The sequence below is a fragment of the Paenibacillus sp. FW507-14B1B genome, assembly GCF_058781425.1.
On sequence record NZ_JBYSWS010000003.1, the window covers coordinates 79,756 to 99,497 of the forward strand.

A 19,742-nucleotide genomic window follows, 5' to 3' on the forward strand; every position below is an offset into this window, starting at 1 on the left:
CTTGCATCCGATCTTCTTATGTCTTGATAACAAGGAGTCTTTCATTTGGATAAAAACGCACTGATTCGTAAATTTAACAAACAGGCCGCCATGTATGAGCGCAATAGCAGACAACGTACGCTTGGCGTATGGAGAAGCCGTCTGCTACAACATCTAGATGGAAACGTGCTGGAGCTTGCAGTCGGCGCTGGAGCTAACTTTCCTTATTACAATTCGGATACGGTCGATCTAACTGCCGTTGACTTTAGTCCTGAAATGCTAAGAAGTGCACAACGAATGGCTTCAAATCTAGATCTCAAGGTGACATTCAAGCAGCAAGACATCGAGAAGCTTCAGCTACCCGAAAGATCCTTCGATGCTGTTGTGTCCACCTTGTCACTCTGCGGATATGATGATCCCTTACACGTCGTAAATAAAATGAATCAGTGGTGTAAACCGGGTGGTGAAATCTGCTTTCTTGAGCATGGAATCAGCCATAACAAGCTGCTTGGTACAACACAGAATATCTTGAATCCGATTGCCCGCCGTATATCTGGATGTCACTTTAATCGAGATATTCTAGGTATTATTCGCTCTTCTGATGTGGAATTAATAAAGACTGAGCGCTATTATGGGGGGATGGTTCATCTGATATGGGCGAAAGCTACTTAATTCCAATCCCACACTTCTATCTGGCCCAGTCCAAAGTTGCTAAGTTCAGGTACATCCTTTAACTTTTCCAGCTCTCTAACCGGACCTGTAACGACTGCACCATATACTTGGACACCGTGTTTCTTTATAAAAGCGAGGCGCTGTTGATCCTCAAGAACTCCATTGTAGGTTACATGTGCTGTCAGCCACTCCAGATCCTTCAGCATTTGCTCTACTGCGAGATCTATATCATCGCTCGTAATACTAAGGCTTTCTGCTCTTCCTAATCCATCTTCCGAGTAACTGAAAAAGGGCCTTAACGTTAGGTGAGGTGCACTAATCGAATCTCCAGCTGAGGAATAATTAGATACTTTCACTTCTTGAAGTTCTCCTGAATACATAGCCATCCCCGTAATCCACAGATCATAGTCAGCCAAAAGCTCGGCAAGCTGCTGGGGTGGCACGGCTTTATTTAAGGTGAAGCTCATCTCTGCTACAAATCCATCCTCGATATGACTTAACTGCTCTAACTTATCTTCCTTCTCCCTTTTACGAACCGTATCTCCGCCACCATAAATAACTGTCATCGGCATCCAAAGGTCTAATCCGCTATTGTCCAAATACTGTGAAACACCCTTCACAGTATATTTCAGTTCACCAAACAAGCTTTGTTCCGCGTGCAACTCACCTACGATCCGTCTTCGCTCTCCGATCTGTCGGTATACTTTGGTGGAGACCGATTGTTTAAGCATCGGGCTTAACCTCACTAATCCAAGTTCTTTATCTATCTTATGTCCATTCAACTCGGTCAAGGTAACGACAGCACGTTCGAACTGAAAGTTCTTACCGGATTTCTCATAATAGAAATAGGTTCCCCAGCTATATATTAAGAATACAAAAGAAACGATAAAGAAAATCGCTATCAGCCTCATACCAATTCTTATCCTATTTCTCCATTTAATCCTTCTCTTTCTCTGTACCATTAAATCTGTCGTGAACTCCACTGTTTCAGCATTATCATGATCCTTCATATCTAGTTCATCCCTCCATCCTGTTCAACTTGTATAACACCTATTTCATGAATAAGTTAGTTGTTACAACACAAAAAACGCCGTATTCGCAGCAATCAGCTACAGAATACAGCGTTTATATGGTTAATCATTCATATGATTACTTATTGTCTATTGGTTCATCCCAGCACTCCACATTGTGGAGACCTTTGATGTTATTCTTAGTGAAGACAGGGTCAAGCCCTGCTTTCTTCTGCTTCATATAGTCTTTAAGGGTCGCAAAGGCAAATTTGGAAAGTAAGGCTATTGCGATCAGATTGACGATGGCCATCAATCCCATAAACAAATCAGCCATATTCCACACCAGTTGCACGCTCGTCACTGAGCCGAAGATAACCATACCAAGCACACACGCTCGGTAAATCCAGACCCAAATCCGCTTGGAGTTAAGAAACTCAATATTCGTCTCACCATAATAATAGTTTCCTAGCAGGGTACTGAACGCGAACAAGAAGATCATGATCGCTAGGAAATCAGAAGCCCATGGACCAAGCTGCATTCCTAACGCTGCTTGAGTGAGTTCGATTCCATCCAGCCCAGTTTGTTTATAAGCTCCTGTGAACAGGATAATAAACGCGGTGCTTGTACAAATGACCAGGGTATCAATCAATACACCCAAAGACTGAATTAACCCTTGCTTGGCCGGATGACTTGTCGTTGCAGTGGCAGCAGCGTTCGGCGCACTACCCATACCCGCTTCATTAGAGAACAAGCCACGCTTGATCCCGTTCATGAGCGCAGCCCCAACAGCTCCACCGAAAGCTTGCTCGAAACCAAATGCGCTTTTCACGATAAGTGCAAGTACATCTGGCAATTTGGTTATGTTGATGAGAACAATAAACAATGCTGTACCAACATAAATTACAGCCAGCACTACCACGATCAGCTCGGACCATTTTGCAATTCGCTTCACACCACCGAAAATGATAGCCGCAAAAATCACAGCCATAATAATCCCCAGCGTGAATCGATTAATACCGAACGAGTTCTCAAATGCAACGGTTATCGTATTCGATTGAACCGCATTAAACACAAGACCGAAGGACAACGTAATGAGCACCGCAAAAAGCGCCCCCATCCAGCGTTTGTTCAATCCTAGTTGCATGTAATACGCTGGACCTCCGCGAAAACCGCCTGTCTTATGATCTTTAATCTTGTATATCTGAGCTAAAGTACTCTCAATAAAACTCGAAGCCGATCCAATGATCGCAATGATCCACATCCAGAATACGGATCCGGGTCCCCCTAGTGATATAGCGAGCGCAACTCCGGTAATATTTCCTGTGCCTACTCGGGCCGCCATACTAATGGCAAACGCCTGAAAAGGAGAAATACTGCCTGGCTCACTATCCTTCGATTCCCTTATAACACGAAGCATCTCTGGAAAAAGACGAAACTGCATAAATCTTGTTCTAAAGGTGAAATACAGACCACCACCGATCAGCATCACAATTAACAGTTTCGACCAGATAAAGTCATTAATAGTATCAATAAAATATTGAATTGCCTGCTCCATATGATGTTCCTCTCGTTGTATAATCTAGTCCTAAAATAACATTCTGAAAATCATATTATAACCTGTAAACTTCCCTACAAAACAAGTGGTTATTTGTGGGAAATAAACAGGGATATATATACAACAAGACCATCCCTATTGATCATTATCAATTAGGATGGCCTAAAGTTCTTCATCATATTTCTAGGACTGTTCGATATTTGTATAGATGAGGATGGCATCTCTTAGAAATTCGGCTGTTCCAGGCTGTTCAGCATCATAGTATGCTGTGAAACGCTCATCGTCAACGTACATCTGGGCTAGACCTGCATGGGCTTCTTTACTATATTCCTTCCAATAAAACGTCAACCATTGCTTATGAAGCTCTGCTGCCTTTTGTGCAAGCTCACCTGCTGGATCTCCCTGCTTGAAAGCTTCCGATAGAGCTGCTTTTACTTCTTGCTCAAGCCGGGTAACCTCCTCATATTGCTGTTTAGTCATGCCTTTCAGCTTGGCATTCGTCTGATCAACGGCATCATCACCATAGCTTTTACGAATCTCTTTGCCATACTTCTTCTCATTCTCATCGACCATCGTCTGTTTAAATCCTTCGAATTTCTCTTCGTCACTCATACTCATTCTCCCTTCCCTTGAAGCAATGGTTTTGTCCACATTCTTAATTAAAAGATCTAACTGTCTACGTCTGTCCTGAAGCAGCTCACGGTGATGCCTCAGGGCAGCGGTACTATCATAAGAAGGAGAGGACATCATTTCTTTAATCTGCTCTAGCGGCAGCCCGAGTTCCCTGTAAAACAAAATTTGCTGTAATCGGTCTACCTCTGCCTCCCCATAAATACGATAGCCCGCTGTACTCAGCCTAGTCGGCTTCAGAATTCCAACCTCATCATAGTAGCGAAGTGTTCTCGTACTTATCCCTGCAAGCGCTCCGAGTTTCTGAACGGTATATTCCATGAGTTTACCTCCTGACAATTTCACTCTACACCTTCACGTAACGTTAAGGTCAATATTTATTTTCCCTTTAATACAAAAAATCGATACCCATTTCGAGTATCGATTTTAGTTAGTCGTCCCTATTTCTTTCCTTGGGACTCTTTAATCCTGTTAAGTTCAGCTTTAATTGTTTCTTGTGATTCATAAGCATCAAGCTTTCCTGCCGGATCCAACACAGCTGAACCATATTGCTGCGAATGGACACCCATCTCTAAATAACGGAGCCTTTCCTCCATTCGTGTAAAGCCTCTTGCTAACTTTTCTTGATCAAGACTTCCAATGGTGGATGAAGCAGCTTTTACACTTTGAGCAGCTTGAAGACGTGACTCAAGAAAGAATAAACGATTCTGTAGATCTTGATGCATATCCGTTAATTGCACAATCTGTTCTCTTAGCGTATTAGCCTGCTGTCGGATGACTTCTCTTTGTCCTTCATATTCCTGTACTAAGTGCTGATGATACAGCTTGTCCTGTACAGCAATTTCAGCAATAGACTCCTCGTTACGTTCAATCGCTAATTCCGCTTGGCGAAGTCTTTTAACCGCTATTTGACTAGCTTTTGCAATCATAACATCATAGTGTTGCTCTGCATTCACCTGCTGAAACAAAGCATGCCGCGTCTCATCTAATTGTTGTTCTACCTGCCGGATGTACTGCTTGGCCATACGAATGGGGTCCTCCATCTTATCCAGCATGTGATGAATATCCGCTTCTGCCATCTCTTTCACTCTTCCGAAAATACTCATTATTCATTCTCCTCCTTATGATTACGCTTCTCCTATTCATCAAGCATTCTTCCGCGTTCATATGACGATGTCATGGACGTGTTCAGTCCATTAACAGAATGATGAATTGGAACAACCGGTGTATCTCCATAATCATCTTTTAATCGGTTCATTCTGATATGTGCAAGGAACAACAGAATCATTACAACAAGTCCCCAAAATGGCGTCAGTAAGCTCATTAATGACAATCCAGTGAGCAGAGCTCCTGCCCATTTAAGCAGTCCCCGCCCCTTTGCCCATACGACAGCAAATGTTCCAAGTAAGAAGACTTTTATGAATACCATAAGGAGTGCTGACATACTCATCAGTCCCATAACAGGATGAGGTCTACCATTGAAAATTCCACCTCGATGTCCAAACTCGTGCCCCCGTCCAAATCCACGAGACAGCTCGTTAGGTCCTACATGACCGATTACACTAACCGCTTTAATACCAAGCCATACGATGACAATTGCCAAAATGCCTATCCAGATCCATGACAATCCCCGCTTCTGTTTCATAATCTCTCTTCCTTTCGTTAGATTTGTTTTGTCCTACACAACGAAGTATAGAACCCGAACCTGAGGATGAACTTAGAGCAGGATTATGACACCCTTAGGCCACGCTGAGTGTTTGCTGAAAGCCCCAATTTATGAATTCAACACAAAAAAAGTTAGGTCTAAGAGACCTAACAGGATCATGTATGGCAATATTTTAGCTTGCCGCCAAGCGTGTATTTGTTTTTTGAATAGAAAGCCACAGAGATGCAATCAGCACCAGCTCGAATATATTGGTCACTGCAGAGCTAGCTACCGGTATAGGAACGGCACTACCGATAGTCATAATGAGTGTTCCCCAAAACAACGCAGAAGTGACCTTTCTCTTCCAGAGGGTAACTCCTGCTATAAACAACGGAATCAAGATCAGAAGGACCATAAGCGGAGGACCACTCCCCTTCTCTACGGGCACATAACGCAAAGCTCCATACTCCAATACAGGCTTAATCGCTAAAGATAAAGTTTCCGTAACCAGTTCTAGCACAATAAGTACAATTGTGAAAATCCAAGCTCCCCAAATGGCTATACCTCTCTGAGCCCATTGGATACCAGATCGCTGCATCAGACCTAGTGAGATCACAGTAAGTAGTGGTGTGCAGAACGCATGCAACCAGAAACGGATCAGGTTCATACTCTCTAACATTTCCCCCTCTCCAATCCATTTCCCAATACCCATAATACCGTTATCCCATATGAGCGCTGCTGTGACGATAAACAACAGATAACGAATCGGGCGAGAGGAATCCTGTTTCCACAAAACGATCCCAACACCAAACAATACGACATATAACACTGTAATAATTAGGTACAATACAGAATCCAACTATACATCCCCCTTTAACTTCTACTCGTTCTCTCTTCAATCTTTATGTACCCCTATAATCAAAAAATAACGCCTTTACAACAATTTTTGTCCACCACAAAACATAAACTGGCGAGAGGAATATAAGATTGTTTTTTATAATGAAAGAATCTAGATATGTAAGCGCTACACCATTTCTTCAACTTGGGAGGTTATGATGAGAGAACTTCGCATCGGTATGATCGGATACAAGTTTATGGGGAAGGCACACAGCAACGCTTACCGTTCCCTGCCTATGTTTTTCCCTGATGCTGTAAAACCGGAGATGACGGCGATATGTGGTCGCAATGAAAATGCTGTTAAACTTGCCGCTTCCCAGTTCGGATGGATGAGTACAGAAACCGATTGGAGAGAGCTGATTGCAAGAGATGATATTGATGTCATTGATATCAATGCACCTAGTAATGCACATAAGGAGATTGCACTTGCCGCCGCTAAATCAGGTAAACATATTTTCTGTGAAAAGCCTCTCGCACTGAGCCTACATGATGCTAGAGAGATGCTAGTCGCCGCAGAAGAAGCAGGAATTAAGCATATGACCGGATTTAACTACCGCTTCTCCCCTGCTGTTCAGCTTGTCAAAAAGCTTATCGAGAGCGGGAGACTAGGAACCATTTATCATTTTCGGGCTTGGTTCTTGCAGGATTGGATCATGGACCCGGCGTTCCCACTTGTCTGGAGATTACAAAAGGATATTGCTGGTTCCGGTTCTCACGGAGACCTTGGCGCCCATCTGATTGATCTTGCCCATTATCTCGTCGGTGAAATAGACGAGGTGATCGGAATGAGCGAAACTTTCATTAAAGAGCGGCCATTGGCAGAGGAAATGACGGGACTCAGTGCCAAGGGTAATAAGAATGCTCCAAAAGGCAAAGTAACCGTGGATGATGCCACTTTATTTATGGCTCGGTTCAAAAGCGGAGCCCTCGGTAGCTTCGAAGCAACAAGGTTTGCGGCCGGACACCGGAGCACAAATTCTTTTGAGATTAATGGCAGTCTTGGCAGTGTGAAATTTGATTTCGAGCGTATGAATGAGCTTGATGTCTACTTCACTTCAGATGATGAGGATGTGCAGGGATTCCGCCGCGTACTGGCAACAGATCCTGCACATGCCTACGCTGAAGCTTGGTGGCCTCCAGGTCATACCATTGGCTTCGAACATACTTTTATACACGAAATGTTAGAGTTCACGACCGCTATTGCAGAAGACAGACAGCCCGAGCCGAATTTCCATGACGGAGTTCAATGTCAGGCAGTACTTGAAGCGGTCGAACGTTCCATAGAAGAACGACGCTGGGTGAAGATTTCAGAATTATAACAACAAAGGGAGATGTACTTACCATGAAAAAAGCACTGATTGTATGGGGCGGCTGGGATGGTCATGAACCACAACAGGTTGCTGAAATTTTTGCAGATATGCTTACAAAAGAGCAGTTTCACGTAGAGGTTGCGAATACACTTGATGCATTTGCCGATGAATCGAAGCTAAAAGAATTGGATCTCATCGTCCCAGTGTGGACGATGGGCGAAATTCCTCAGGAATATGTACAGAACGTATCTGCTGCCGTTCAGGGCGGTACAGGACTCGCAGGATGTCACGGTGGGATGTGCGATTCGTTCCGCAACAACGTGGACTGGCAATTCATGACCGGAGGCCAGTGGGTTGCACATCCCGGCAATGACAACGTGAAATATACAGTAGAGATCAAACAGAGCTCTAGTCCGATTGTTCAGGGAATCGAAGATTTCACTGTCGTATCAGAGCAGTATTATCTGCATGTAGACCCAGCAGTCGAGGTACTTGCCACAACCCGCTTCCCGATCGCTGACGGCCCCCACCGATTCAATAAGGCTGTAGATATGCCTGTAATCTGGACAAAGCGCTGGGGGCATGGAAGAGTATATTACAACTCACTCGGCCATCAGGCGAGCATTATTGAAATGCCGAGCGTTAAGGAATTAATGGCACGCGGATTCCTATGGGCCGCTGAAGGTTACAAGATGGCTGAGATGAAGTAGAGGAGATAACGATATGCATACACAACGAACCATTAAAGTAGGTATTATTGGCTGTGGGAATATAAGTGGGATCTATTTGGAAAACGGCAAAAAATTCAGTACCTTAGAACTCATCGCCTGTGCCGATCTTGATATGGATAAAGCCAGAATTCAAGCAGATAAATATGATATCCCTTTGGCTTGCACGGTCGAAGAACTGCTGGCCCATTCAGAGATTGAACTTGTGATTAACCTTACTATTCCAGCCGTTCACGCTCAGGTAAGCTTGCAGGTGCTAGAAGCAGGTAAGCATGTATATGTTGAAAAGCCCTTAGCCTTGACGCTTGAACAAGGACAGGCAGTGCTTGAGACTGCCGAGAAAAATGGTTTGCTTGTCGGCAGTGCACCTGATACTTTTCTGGGAGCTGGAGTTCAGACGGCTCTGAAATTAATAACTGAAGGAGCCATTGGTCGCCCAGTGGCGGCTACTGCCTTCATGATGAGCCGCGGTCACGAGTCCTGGCATCCTGATCCAGAATTTTATTACGCAGATGGCGGCGGACCAATGTTTGATATGGGCCCTTATTACTTGACCGCACTGGTTCAGTTACTCGGACCTGTTCGAAGAGTGGCTGGTATTACGAGTAAAGCTCTACCAGAGCGAATCATTACGAGTGAGAAAAAATATGGTCAACCCATTCCTGTAACCGTTCCAACCCATGTTGCGGGTACGATGGAATTTCATAATGGTGCTGTCGCAACGATGATTACCAGCTTCGATATTTTCGGAGGCAGTTCACTTCCTCATATCGAAATCCATGGTACTGAAGGCAGCCTACTTGTGCCTGACCCCAATGGATTTGGTGGTGAAGTCATGTACCGTAAGTCTGGAGAAAACGATTGGACGAAGCAGCCTTTGATTCACGGATATGATGGCAATAACCGGGGCATCGGCCCGGCTGATATGGCTGACGCTCTGCTGTTGCAGCGCAAACACCGTGCCAGCGGCCATGTTGCTTATCATGTGCTGGAGGCCATGTGGGCATTCCATCTCTCTTCTGATTCTGGCAGTTACTATGACATGAAGAGCACGTGTGAGCCTGCCGAGCCACTGGTCGGACGGCCTTTTACTCTGTAAAGTGCTTGATTTCAGGTATTGTATTTCTAGATATGTTGAACTACAATATAACCTAATTAATCAACGGAGGTGTTCCAATCATGATGATGATGACCGTGTTCTTGGCAGTTATTCAATAATGAATAATTGAATAACGCCTATGCTTGATACGAATGCTCTAAGATTTTTTGACACGTCCGTAGACGTTTCTTTCTCATGGCATGCTCAAGCATAGATGCTTAGAAGAACTCGATCATCATAACTGCGATTGGAATGTACCGCCTTAGCAGGACAAGTGTATACTGCTAAAAGCGGTTCAAAGTCGTGACTGATCCTATGTAAGGGTTCGTCACGACTTTTTTGCGTTCTTTTGACCGAGTTCATCACACTACTTGAATGGAGATGATCTTGTGAAGTCATTTAAATTAAGTATGGACATTCAAAGCGCTACGGAATATTTAACAGCTATCCTTGGCAGCACCATAGCTAATCTCTCCCCTATAGAGATGGGGGAACTTAGCAGAGTGTTCAGTTTCGAATGGGAGGGGCAAGCGTACGTTGCCCATTTTAAAGAAAAAAAAGATTCATTAGTGAAAGCAAGCTATATGTATGAAGCCTATGGTTCGCGTCTCCCCATTCCCAAGGTCATCAAGGTTGGAGAAATAGACGAGGGATTCTATTCGATCACAGAGAAAGTTATCGGAAATCCGATAAGTACCTTTGATCCAGTCCAGCAAGAGCTTATATTAATGGATGTTGCCAGACAACTGGTTAAGCTAGGGCAATTGAACATTGACCATATCCACGGTTATGGCTGGATCGGGCCAGATGGCAGCACCACATCTACCTCTTGGACCGAGACTATCGAAAAGTTTTTTGCGATTGACCCAGACGGATTTTATCAAGATTGGACACGGCTATATGACGAGAGTTTTTTGGAGCGTCCCCTATTCGAGGAGGGCTTCTCGGCAATGATGAAACTGCTTCGATATGCTCCAAAGAGCCCGCTCCTCGTGCATGGTGACTTTCATTTAGGAAATATGCTGTCAGACGGTAACAAGGTTACAGGTATCGTGGATTGGGAAATGGCTATGCATGGTGATTTCATGCTTGACGTTGCCGGTCTTCACTTTTGGTGGCCTGCGCTGGATTTCCCTCAGAAAGTACGGGACATATGTAGATCACACGATATAGACATTCCTCATTTCGAAGAAAGACTTCGCTGCTACATGTTGTTCAAAGCGGTGGATGCACTCCGCTTTTATGCGAAGCAGGATGCCAGACCGAGCTATGACTATATAAAGGAGCGAATAAAGCCCTTACTTCTGGACAACTAGATGCATAACTATGATAAAATTGCCGGAAGGAATACTTCCTTTGCAGCCTATGATGTCTGGTGGTGAACATGTAGTATGAAGTTTTTTTATCAGGATTGGCATTTCGAGAGCGAATTGCCGCTCACTGTCATTTCTCAGAACAATATCAGCTACCATCCTCACTGTCATCCGGAAGTTGAACTCATCTATGTGGAATCTGGTTCATTATGGATCGGAGTGAACGAGGAGAAACAGCTTGTCAGAGAAGGTGGGTTTGTTGTATGTGGCAGCAATGACATCCATTACTTTGAACATGACAAGGGTAAAGATTCAAGGGTGATTATCCTGATCTTCAAACCGGAATTGCTTGGTTCCTTGCGTATATGGCCTGGCGACTTCCAGTTCGCTACTCATTACTTGTCGCAAAATGCGGAAACAGCCTATTTAGTTGATCTCATGTATTCGATTCTTCAAGAGAATAAGGACACCCCGACTGGATATACGATGGTCATTAAGGGTCTCCTGCTTCAGCTATGTGGCTCTCTTCCAAGATACATCCATACACTTCCCAAGGATAAGGAGCCCCATGAGCAAAGAGCACGGATGCAGAAAATCCTGTCCTATATAGAAAACAACTGCTGCTCAGAAATAACACTTGAATCGATTGCCCGGCATTTTAATATGGATCCCCATCATTTCAGTCGAACCTTTAAGTCCACACTCGGGCTTAACTTTAAGACATACTTGAACACCGTTCGCATATCCCTCGCTGAAATCAAATTGGAATCCACAGAATTAAGTATTACTGACATTGCAATGGAATGCGGCTTCACAAGTATTCGAACTTTCAATCGGGTATATAAATCGTTAAAGGGACGCCCTCCCTCCCATCTGCGCAAGGGAGATTAAAGTCATCACTATGCATACGCGGCATCTTCCAACATAAAACAGCCTGCTCTCCCTAGATAATATCTGGGAAAGCAGGCTGCTTTCATTCAAGTTGTGACCCAAAATTCATGAGTAATCTCTTAGAGACTGCTTTCAACTTCACTGCGGGTTGGCATACCGCCTTGCGCACCAAATTTCGTAACCGACAGGGATGCTGCCCGATTCGCAAATTTCAAGCTATCTTTCAGGCTCTTTCCTTCTGCTAATGCCACTGCGAATGCTCCATTAAACGTATCACCCGCACCCGTTGTATCCACCGCATTTACGGTATAACCAGACACGACAACTTCCTCTGTCCCATCAAAATAACGGACTCCGTTCTTACCTTCTGTTACTAGCAGCTTATTCGGATAGCGGCGCAATACATCACTCAGCGGCTCATCACCGAATAGAATAGCTGCTTCATGTTCATTCGGTGTAATATAAGCGGCCTGTTCAACAACAGACTGAGGTACAAATCGAGCTGGTGCAGGGTTCAGCAAAAGCGGAACATTATACTTTGCGCACATTTCGCTGACATGAACGACGGTTTCTTCGGGGATTTCTTGCTGGATCATGACGATATCCGATCCCTTAATAGCTTCTTCTGCTTGATCAACATAAGTCGGTGTAACACAATCATTAGCAGCTTTAACGACTACAATACTGTTATCTCCCTCAGCCAATATGATGTGAGCTGTGCCACTCTCCATACCAGCAATCGGTTGTACATAATCTGTGATCACACCGTTTGATTTGAAGTTGTCCAAAATCGAGTTGCCTAGATGATCATCGCCAACACACCCGATCATCGTTACTTCTGCGCCAAGTCTAGCTGCAGCAACAGCTTGATTGGCTCCCTTACCTCCAGGAACTGTCTTAAAGCTGTTACCAAGCACGGTCTCCCCTGCAGCGGGACGTTTGTTTGAAGATACCACCAAATCCATCGAAGCACTACCTACTACCGTTATTTTCGTCATCTCTTAATCAACCTTTCTTGTTGTCTGTCGTTCTATAAACTCCACAGGGAATTTCATACTGTTGCGTTCTACATGCTCTCCTTCAATAAGCTGAATGAGCAATCGCGCTGCTTCGCGCCCCATTTCATAAGCCGGCTGATGAATAGTAGATAGGGATGGGGCGAGCAGTCTGCTTAACGGAATATCGTCAAACCCAATAATCTGTACATCTTCCGGCACCCTTTTCCCTAACCGATGCGCCTCCTGCAATACAGCGGATGCAACCATATCATTACTCGCTATAATGCCATCCGTGTCTGGGTACTTACGGAATAATTCCTGGGCCCAATCTTCGGCTTCGGTTAAAGAAAAGGATGTCGTTTCAAGCACACTATAGTTAACACCTTGTTTATCCAGAACCTCAATTGCTCCCTCAAAACGGTCAATAGCGGGGCGCACATGCGCTGGGCCTTGCAATACAATGATCCGTTTACTACCACGCTGTACAATCTCGCGAGCAGCGATCCCGCCACCTTCTCGACCATCGGCGTAGACGGAAGGACGATCATTCGAGGTTCTGTCTAAGAATACAACCGGTATCTTTAACCCGGTGTAAATGTCAGCATCAGGGTCGTTTGTTGAGGAGATAACACCCACGACATTGTTTTGTACGAAGGTCTGGATATAGTCCATCTCTTTCTGCAGGCTTTCATCACTATTCCCGAAGATCAAACGGTATTCGTTCTCCTGCATCTGGTCTTCCACACCCCGAGCTAACTGCGGGAAGTATGGATTCGTAATGTCCGGAAGCAACAATCCAATTAACTTCGACTTTCTCTTATATAAAGAACGCGCCACTTCATTCGGTGTATAGTTCAGCTGGCGAATCGCTTCATCTACTTTCTTGCGAGTATCTTCATGAACGTATCCGTTCTGGTTCAGTACTCTTGAAACTGTCGCAACAGACACACCTGCGGTGATTGCTACCTCTTTAATTGTCGCCATGATCATATCTCCTTATCCATGTGTAACCGGTTACACATATACATTATCATATCATTTTTTTTGTTGCAAGTATTTCTATAAGAGGAATAAGAACAATTAATGTAATTTCCTATAGAAAAAGAGGAATGCAGACTCATCATACTGCACTCCCCCTTATCTTGTAATTCAAACCCACTGCTTATGGAGTCAGCGACCGAGCCACTCGGAACCCACAATTACCTGTTGAGCTATCTGGTGTATTCGAGCTTCGTGCTGCTACTCGATAACGATTGCAATAGGATCTATGACATAAATAAGAGCCTCCACGCATGGATCGTCTTCCTGTTGCCTGCTTATATTCTGGATTATGTGCCGCTGTCTTAAGATGATAAGCAGGACTAAACCAATCACTGCACCACTCCCATACGTTCCCTGACATATTATATAGTCCATATCCATTCGGTTCATAGACATCGACTGGAGCTGTGCCAATATAGCCATCAAGGGCACTGTTATGGGTTGGGAACTTCCCTTGCCAAATGTTGCAACGATGCTCGCCATTCATTTTTAGCAGGTCCCCCCATGGATAGGTCTTCCGCTCTAATCCTCCTCGTGCTGCGTACTCCCATTCCGCTTCCGTTGGAAGTCGAACTCCTGCCCATTTACAGTAAGCCTCTGCATCATTCCAGGATATATGGATAACAGGATGATTCATCCGGTCCAAAATATGAGAATCCGGACCTTCTGGCGTACGCCAGTAAGCCCCCTCTACTACGAGCCACCAAGGCACTTCCTGAGGCACATTCGCAACCGATTCTTTGATCTGTTCTGAAGCTAGCAGATGAAAGACATAGGACCAGCCAAATTGTTCTGCTTCTGTTATATATCCCGTGGCATCCACGAAAAGCTTAAAATCTGCATTTGTAACCGCATACGGAGAAATCTGAAAAGAATCCAGTACAACTTGACGAACAGGTCCCTCACCATCTGCTGGGAATCCTTCCTTCGTATCTGTTCCCATCGCAAAAGACCCGCCAGGAATCGTTACCATGTGATCTAAACTCGGCTTGCTCACATCTTGAACCACTGTTGCATCTTGCTGCGTGTTCCCCGATTTTTGCAATGTGACTTGTTCTCTGGTACCTGCACAGCAGGATGTTGGTTTGTTCACTTGAATGCCTCCAAGGATCGTTATAGTACACTGAATTCTCTCATAACTTTTGAAAGCAACGAAATAAATTCAATCTATTAAAATAATACGATGCCTGCAGCCCCTGCCGCAAGAATAAGCATAAATGGATGAAATTTATATTTTAACAAGAGGAATATACTAACCCCACAGATCAGGAGAGTACCAATACTCACCCAGGAAATAACGGATTCCTGTTTCCCCAAAAACCCAAAGTGGATAGCTGCATAGACGATAAGCCCCGTTACAATAGGTCTTAGTCCATAAAAAGACGATTTAACCCACTTGTTATTTTGCACGCGAAAAAAAAGCGCCGCCAGTCCGATGATAATAATGAGAGATGGAAGTACCATCCCCAAGGTGGACATGATCGCTCCAAGTGGTCCAGCAGCTTTGTAACCAATTAGCGTGGCACTATTCGTGGCAATAGGTCCCGGTGCCATGCCCGCAAGCGACACTGCCTCTTGGAACTCTGTCATGGTTAACCATCCGTTACCAGAGACCTCATATTGAATCAATGGAATGACCGCATATCCCCCGCCAAAAGAAACGAAGCCGATTTTTAAAAAGGTAATAAATAATTCCCAGAGCATAACTCTCCTTCTTTCGAATAAGTCCATTAAATGTAGTATTCTGGATAGATTGACTCTTGACTGGATACAGACTCATGCTCTTTCTCTGTACGTACTTTAAGTCCGATCCATTCCTTTCCTTTAACCAATACAATACCCGCTAGTAAGCCGAACACGATCATATATATCGGGCTGATTGGGACCAGTAGCAAAATTAACACGACACTAACCGCCATGAAAGTTGTTGCCACATCAAACACCGCTTGTTTCGCCATCCGATAAGCAGCCATAAGGATCAAGGCAATAACTGCTCCTTGCACCCCTTGCAAAGCCGCTTCGACCTTAGGATTATCATGGAAGAGGAGGTAGAAGACGCTTAGTGCTATTACGATCAAAAATGTCGGAAGCGTAATTCCTGCAACGGCTGCTACAGCGCCAGCTAATCCAGCTTTTCGGTATCCAACAAATGCGGCTGCGTTCACCCCTACACCTCCAGGTGCCGATCCTGACAGTGAAACCATGTCCGCCATTTCCTTCTCATCAATCCATTGTTTCTTCTCTAGGATTTCCCTCTCGATGACTGGAATCATCGCATAGCCGCCACCAAAAGTTGAAGGACCGATCCGAAAAAAGGTCGCAAACAGCTGCAAAACCATGCTCCATTTATCACGCGTCATACTCATCAATCTCCACCTCCCTTCATTCGTTAACTCCATTGTACCACCTTTATTTCATTTTGGAATAAACTTTAGTAAATTTAGATCTCCCAATATAAAAAATGGATAAAAAAGGCTATAAAACAAATGATGTAAATTCCATTCCACATAACTAACTGTTATACTCATCACACTTTATACTAATATGGTATTAAGTAAGCCGTGGAAAAAGCACTATTCATCCGCTATAATCAGGATAACAATTCGCAAATTCAATTCAAGGAGAATCAGGAGAATCGAATGCAGAATGAAAACATTCCATCGTCTAAAAAACTCATTTATTCTTTCATCGCTGAAAAGGGAACGGCAGCAAAAGCCGACCTGCTAGCATATACGAATCTCACCAGCAGTACTCTAACCCGTATGCTTGAGGAAATGATCGAGGAAGGTTTGATTCAAGCTGCTGATTTAGGCCCATCCCGAGGTGGACGACGGCCTATCTTGTATCAAATTAATGCTGACTATGGATATATTTTCGGACTCGAAGTGTCGAGGATTCATTCATCGCTTGGTCTGTTTGATATGCATCTGAATCCCAAGTCACTCATTCATTGGCGCATGGATGAAGCGATGACCCCTGAGCGTTTCTTCGAATACACCATTCGTCAAATCCGAATGTTTCTTAGAGATCATGGCATTGCACCTGAGAAAGTACTCGGCCTTGGAATTGGTGCTGTAGGCCCCTTGGATCGTTCGGCTGGTACCATTCTCGATCCTTTGTATTTCCCAGCTAAGGGTTGGTCTCATATTCAGATTTGTGATTTATTTCAGAAAGAAACAGGATGGCAGACTCGCCTTGAGAATGGCGCTAATGCTGCATTAATGGGCGAACAATGGGCGCTTCGCCATGAGAATATTCAGCATGCACTATATGTTCATGCCGGAGTCAGCCTGCGTTCTGCGATGATGTCACACGGAAGAATCGTCCATGGAACGATGGATATGGAAGGCTCCATTGGACAAATGATTATTCAGACGGATGGACCAAGGTTAAACAACTCTGGCAATTATGGGGCCCTCGAAGCCTATGCCTCCATAGAAGCATTGGAGAAGCAAGCGCAGACACAAGCGAAGATGGGCAGATTCCCCCTGCTTCAACATAAGGAAGTCCCGCCAGAGCAGATCAACTTTGATCTGCTGCTGCAGGCTCAGCGTTCGGGTGATTCCTACGCGCAGGAACTATTCAGCCAATCTGCCACTTATTTCGGCATTGGACTAGCTAACCTGATTAATATTTTTCATCCAGAGAAGGTTATTCTGGGCGGAGCGTTGATCAATTCTAGTCAGATGTATTTCGAGACAGCTACGGATATTGCTATGAAAAATGCCTACTACTACCCCAAGTACACCCCACAATTCTCCAAAGGACAACTCAAAGAGGCCGCCGTCGTTACCGGGGCCGCCTTGAATGTATGGAAAGCTATGGAGTTGTAGACACGTTCACCTGATCTCTTATACAAGCTCTCTTGTACAAGTGTACGATACTTAGATGCTTAATGAGTTCAGGTGTCTCCCTCTTATTCAACAGGTGATAGCTCCGCTTCTGTCACCCATTTATGATTCGTAACTTCCTCACCGGATTCCGTATCTTTGTAATTCACCATGTAAACAGTCGTTGCCTCAGCAGAATCGATGACCGCGGTAGCGCCATCCATCCCTTCCATATGGTCTGCTCTTAAAGTAACCTCGTCTCCTTCTTTAAAGGGTTCTTCTCCATGCTTGTCAATCTCTTCATGAATGACCCATTTATGATCCTTCACCTGTTCACCACCCGTAGTAGGTGTGTAAGACACGCTATATACCGTTGTGGTGTAAGCACCTGCAATAATCCCAACGGCTCCCTGCATCCCCTTCATGTGATCTGTCTGAATAATCGCCTGGCTATCCACCGGATAGGTTGGATTCTCAGCAACAGCTAAATCCTTTGGCACTTCCCCTGAGCCAGAATGGTTCATACCATCATGTGATCCATGTCCTTCATTCATTTCAATATTTGTCGAGTCTTCATTAGGTGTATGTGTATGATCACCGTTTTCTGCACATGCAGATAGTGTAAAGACGGCAGCTATCGAAATAATGCCTGTTAAGAATTTTGAATTTCGCATCCTCGTCACCTTTCCTGCTCCAATTTAGATCATTAATCTCTTTACCAACTAAATGTAAGTACCCGCTTTAGTACTTTTTGAACAAAAGAGATGCTGTCTCTTTATCTCTGAGCGATTGATTAGTAATAACGCGCGTTCAATATTTCCCCACAAAAAAACCTTGATGACCCATTTTTGTCTGGTCATCAAGGTTCTTAAATCTATATTGAATAAAGGTTGTACTCTCCTTTATTTACGTACGACCGTATACCCTTTATCCTCCAGCAATTTGATAACCCCCTGCTCACCCAGATAGTGGGCTGCGCCAACTACGATAAAATACTCTGCTTTCTTATCACTCTTCAGATAACCATCGATTTTATCAGCCATGCCTATATTCCGGTCAATCAGCATCGCTTTATTATACTCTGGGTCAACGGCCATGCTGTTTGTGAAATCGAGCAACAGTTGATCATTCCCTGATTTCCACATATCCGTCAATTGCCCTACGCTGTCATCCAGCGTGTCGAAATTATCCAATGTAGATTTCAGATTCTTCTCTTGAAGCTCCTTGGAGAAGCCATCGAACATGCTCAGTTGGGATTGATAGGACTCCAGCTCAAGGACCGGCAATTTGCGTTCAATCGCTTTCTGGATGAAATACAAATCGATACCGGCTTCGGCTTCGTAGCCAGCTGCCATCGACTTCAGACTACTGATGGTCGTCTCAACTACCCATGGCTTAAACGCGTCCAAGGCATTAGGCTGCATCTCGTATTGTTTAAGAATTCCTCCTAATTTCGCATATGTATCTTTGGAGACATGATCCTTCAGTGTCGTACCATCCTGATACGTCCCCATATTCATAATCAGTTGCTGCTGCTCTTTGTCTGCCGCTTTGCTGATGTCAATCTCAACTCCAAGATAATCCGCTTCCGCGAAAGCTTCTTCAAAGGCAGAACGCAAAGGGTAAAAGCTATCGTCAGCGATATGAATCGATCCGACAAGATAAACGGTATTCCCGTTATTCTTCACTTCCCACATGAAGCCACGTGCGCCTTCCTTAACTGACTTCGATAGCAAGAGCACTGTGCGGGACTTCTGGTCCCAGCGCACTTCGTAGCCAGCAGCTTCACCAACGATTCTAATCGGTGCATAGGTTACGCCATTAATCTGTTTGGTCTTACTCTTTAACGTAATTTTCTTGCCATTAATAACAACCGAGATGTTTCCATCCTGCACACCCGTCAGTTTCACATTCATTGCCTCAAGCGTTGTTCTCAAAGGTACCATGGTAGTGCCTTGATCAACGATCGGTACATTCAAAGTAAACTCAACGTTTTGATTATTCACTTTCAATGCTAGCTGTTGTGGAGCAGCCCATGCAGGAGCCGCTGATACGAGCATGCCTGCAGAAATGATGAGCGATAAGAGTGATCTTTTCCAATGTTTCATATTAGACTCTCCTTCATCTACCCATAATAGAGTTTC

The 19,742-nt window shown here is 44.4% G+C and carries 20 protein-coding genes; 7 read left to right on the forward strand and 13 right to left on the reverse strand.

The features are described from left to right. Positions 1 to 45: 45 nt before the first annotated feature. Complete coding sequence (locus tag AC3WJJ_RS16015) at positions 46 to 651, forward strand: class I SAM-dependent methyltransferase (protein ID WP_492542209.1); 606 nt, start codon at positions 46 to 48, stop codon at positions 649 to 651. Here AC3WJJ_RS16015 and AC3WJJ_RS16020 read toward each other — a convergent pair. From AC3WJJ_RS16020 to AC3WJJ_RS16045, 6 genes are all read right to left on the reverse strand, one after another. Beyond that, positions 648 to 1,661: an anti sigma factor C-terminal domain-containing protein gene (locus AC3WJJ_RS16020; protein WP_492542211.1), complete on the reverse strand. Its 1,014-nt coding sequence runs from the start codon at positions 1,659 to 1,661 to the stop codon at positions 648 to 650. The two genes, AC3WJJ_RS16015 and AC3WJJ_RS16020, sit on opposite strands and share 4 nt — an antisense overlap. Before the next feature lie 139 nt (positions 1,662 to 1,800). Beyond that, positions 1,801 to 3,216: an alanine/glycine:cation symporter family protein gene (locus AC3WJJ_RS16025; protein ID WP_492542213.1), complete on the reverse strand. Its 1,416-nt coding sequence runs from the start codon at positions 3,214 to 3,216 to the stop codon at positions 1,801 to 1,803. Between the two features lie 183 nt (positions 3,217 to 3,399). Beyond that, positions 3,400 to 4,167, reverse strand: a complete 768-nt coding sequence (locus AC3WJJ_RS16030) for a MerR family transcriptional regulator (protein WP_492542214.1) — start codon at positions 4,165 to 4,167, stop codon at positions 3,400 to 3,402. A 119-nt stretch (positions 4,168 to 4,286) separates the two neighbouring features. Further along, a complete protein-coding gene (locus tag AC3WJJ_RS16035) occupies positions 4,287 to 4,952 on the reverse strand; it encodes a PspA/IM30 family protein (protein WP_492542216.1) in 666 nt (221 codons plus the stop codon). Positions 4,953 to 4,984: 32 nt separating this feature from the next. Beyond that, complete coding sequence (locus tag AC3WJJ_RS16040) at positions 4,985 to 5,491, reverse strand: hypothetical protein (RefSeq protein WP_492542218.1); 507 nt, start codon at positions 5,489 to 5,491, stop codon at positions 4,985 to 4,987. A 193-nt stretch (positions 5,492 to 5,684) separates the two neighbouring features. Beyond that, a complete protein-coding gene (locus AC3WJJ_RS16045; RefSeq protein ID WP_492542220.1) occupies positions 5,685 to 6,350 on the reverse strand; it encodes a hypothetical protein in 666 nt (221 codons plus the stop codon). Positions 6,351 to 6,543: 193 nt separating this feature from the next. Between AC3WJJ_RS16045 and AC3WJJ_RS16050 the strand changes: the two genes are divergently transcribed. From AC3WJJ_RS16050 to AC3WJJ_RS16070, 5 genes are all read left to right on the forward strand, one after another. Then, the gene (locus AC3WJJ_RS16050) at positions 6,544 to 7,707 is read left to right on the forward strand and encodes a Gfo/Idh/MocA family protein (protein WP_492542222.1); all 1,164 of its coding nucleotides are present in this window, start codon (positions 6,544 to 6,546) and stop codon (positions 7,705 to 7,707) included. Between the two features lie 23 nt (positions 7,708 to 7,730). After that, entirely contained in the window at positions 7,731 to 8,408 is a 678-nt protein-coding gene (locus AC3WJJ_RS16055) for a ThuA domain-containing protein (RefSeq protein ID WP_492542224.1), read from the forward strand. A 13-nt stretch (positions 8,409 to 8,421) separates the two neighbouring features. Further along, positions 8,422 to 9,525, forward strand: a complete 1,104-nt coding sequence (locus AC3WJJ_RS16060; RefSeq protein ID WP_492542226.1) for a Gfo/Idh/MocA family protein — start codon at positions 8,422 to 8,424, stop codon at positions 9,523 to 9,525. Between the two features lie 389 nt (positions 9,526 to 9,914). Continuing rightward, positions 9,915 to 10,841, forward strand: coding sequence for an aminoglycoside phosphotransferase family protein (locus AC3WJJ_RS16065; protein ID WP_492542228.1), 927 nt, complete (start codon positions 9,915 to 9,917; stop codon positions 10,839 to 10,841). A 75-nt stretch (positions 10,842 to 10,916) separates the two neighbouring features. Further along, entirely contained in the window at positions 10,917 to 11,729 is an 813-nt protein-coding gene (locus AC3WJJ_RS16070) for an AraC family transcriptional regulator (RefSeq protein ID WP_492542230.1), read from the forward strand. 119 nt (positions 11,730 to 11,848) lie between these two features. Here AC3WJJ_RS16070 and rbsK read toward each other — a convergent pair whose 3' ends face one another. The 5 genes from rbsK to AC3WJJ_RS16095 form a co-directional block, all read right to left on the reverse strand. Then, positions 11,849 to 12,727: a ribokinase gene (gene rbsK, locus AC3WJJ_RS16075; protein WP_492542231.1), complete on the reverse strand. Its 879-nt coding sequence runs from the start codon at positions 12,725 to 12,727 to the stop codon at positions 11,849 to 11,851. A gap of 3 nt (positions 12,728 to 12,730) precedes the next feature. Continuing rightward, positions 12,731 to 13,711 (reverse strand): LacI family DNA-binding transcriptional regulator, encoded by a 981-nt coding sequence (locus tag AC3WJJ_RS16080; protein ID WP_492542233.1) that lies wholly within the window; start codon positions 13,709 to 13,711, stop codon positions 12,731 to 12,733. A 178-nt stretch (positions 13,712 to 13,889) separates the two neighbouring features. Next, positions 13,890 to 14,777 carry a formylglycine-generating enzyme family protein gene (locus tag AC3WJJ_RS16085; protein ID WP_492543052.1) on the reverse strand — a complete coding sequence of 296 codons (888 nt, stop codon included), beginning with the start codon at positions 14,775 to 14,777 and terminating at the stop codon, positions 13,890 to 13,892. 161 nt (positions 14,778 to 14,938) lie between these two features. After that, complete coding sequence (locus tag AC3WJJ_RS16090; protein ID WP_422659663.1) at positions 14,939 to 15,472, reverse strand: chromate transporter; 534 nt, start codon at positions 15,470 to 15,472, stop codon at positions 14,939 to 14,941. A gap of 26 nt (positions 15,473 to 15,498) precedes the next feature. Beyond that, complete coding sequence (locus AC3WJJ_RS16095; protein WP_492542235.1) at positions 15,499 to 16,134, reverse strand: chromate transporter; 636 nt, start codon at positions 16,132 to 16,134, stop codon at positions 15,499 to 15,501. A gap of 273 nt (positions 16,135 to 16,407) precedes the next feature. Between AC3WJJ_RS16095 and AC3WJJ_RS16100 the strand changes: the two genes are divergently transcribed. Next, positions 16,408 to 17,601 carry an ROK family protein gene (locus AC3WJJ_RS16100; RefSeq protein WP_492542237.1) on the forward strand — a complete coding sequence of 398 codons (1,194 nt, stop codon included), beginning with the start codon at positions 16,408 to 16,410 and terminating at the stop codon, positions 17,599 to 17,601. Between the two features lie 83 nt (positions 17,602 to 17,684). Here the strand turns inward: AC3WJJ_RS16100 and AC3WJJ_RS16105 are convergent, their stop codons facing one another. Next, positions 17,685 to 18,272: a YdhK family protein gene (locus tag AC3WJJ_RS16105; protein WP_492542239.1), complete on the reverse strand. Its 588-nt coding sequence runs from the start codon at positions 18,270 to 18,272 to the stop codon at positions 17,685 to 17,687. A 228-nt stretch (positions 18,273 to 18,500) separates the two neighbouring features. Then, positions 18,501 to 19,706, reverse strand: coding sequence for a TraB/GumN family protein (locus AC3WJJ_RS16110; RefSeq protein ID WP_492542241.1), 1,206 nt, complete (start codon positions 19,704 to 19,706; stop codon positions 18,501 to 18,503). Positions 19,707 to 19,742: the final 36 nt, after the last annotated feature.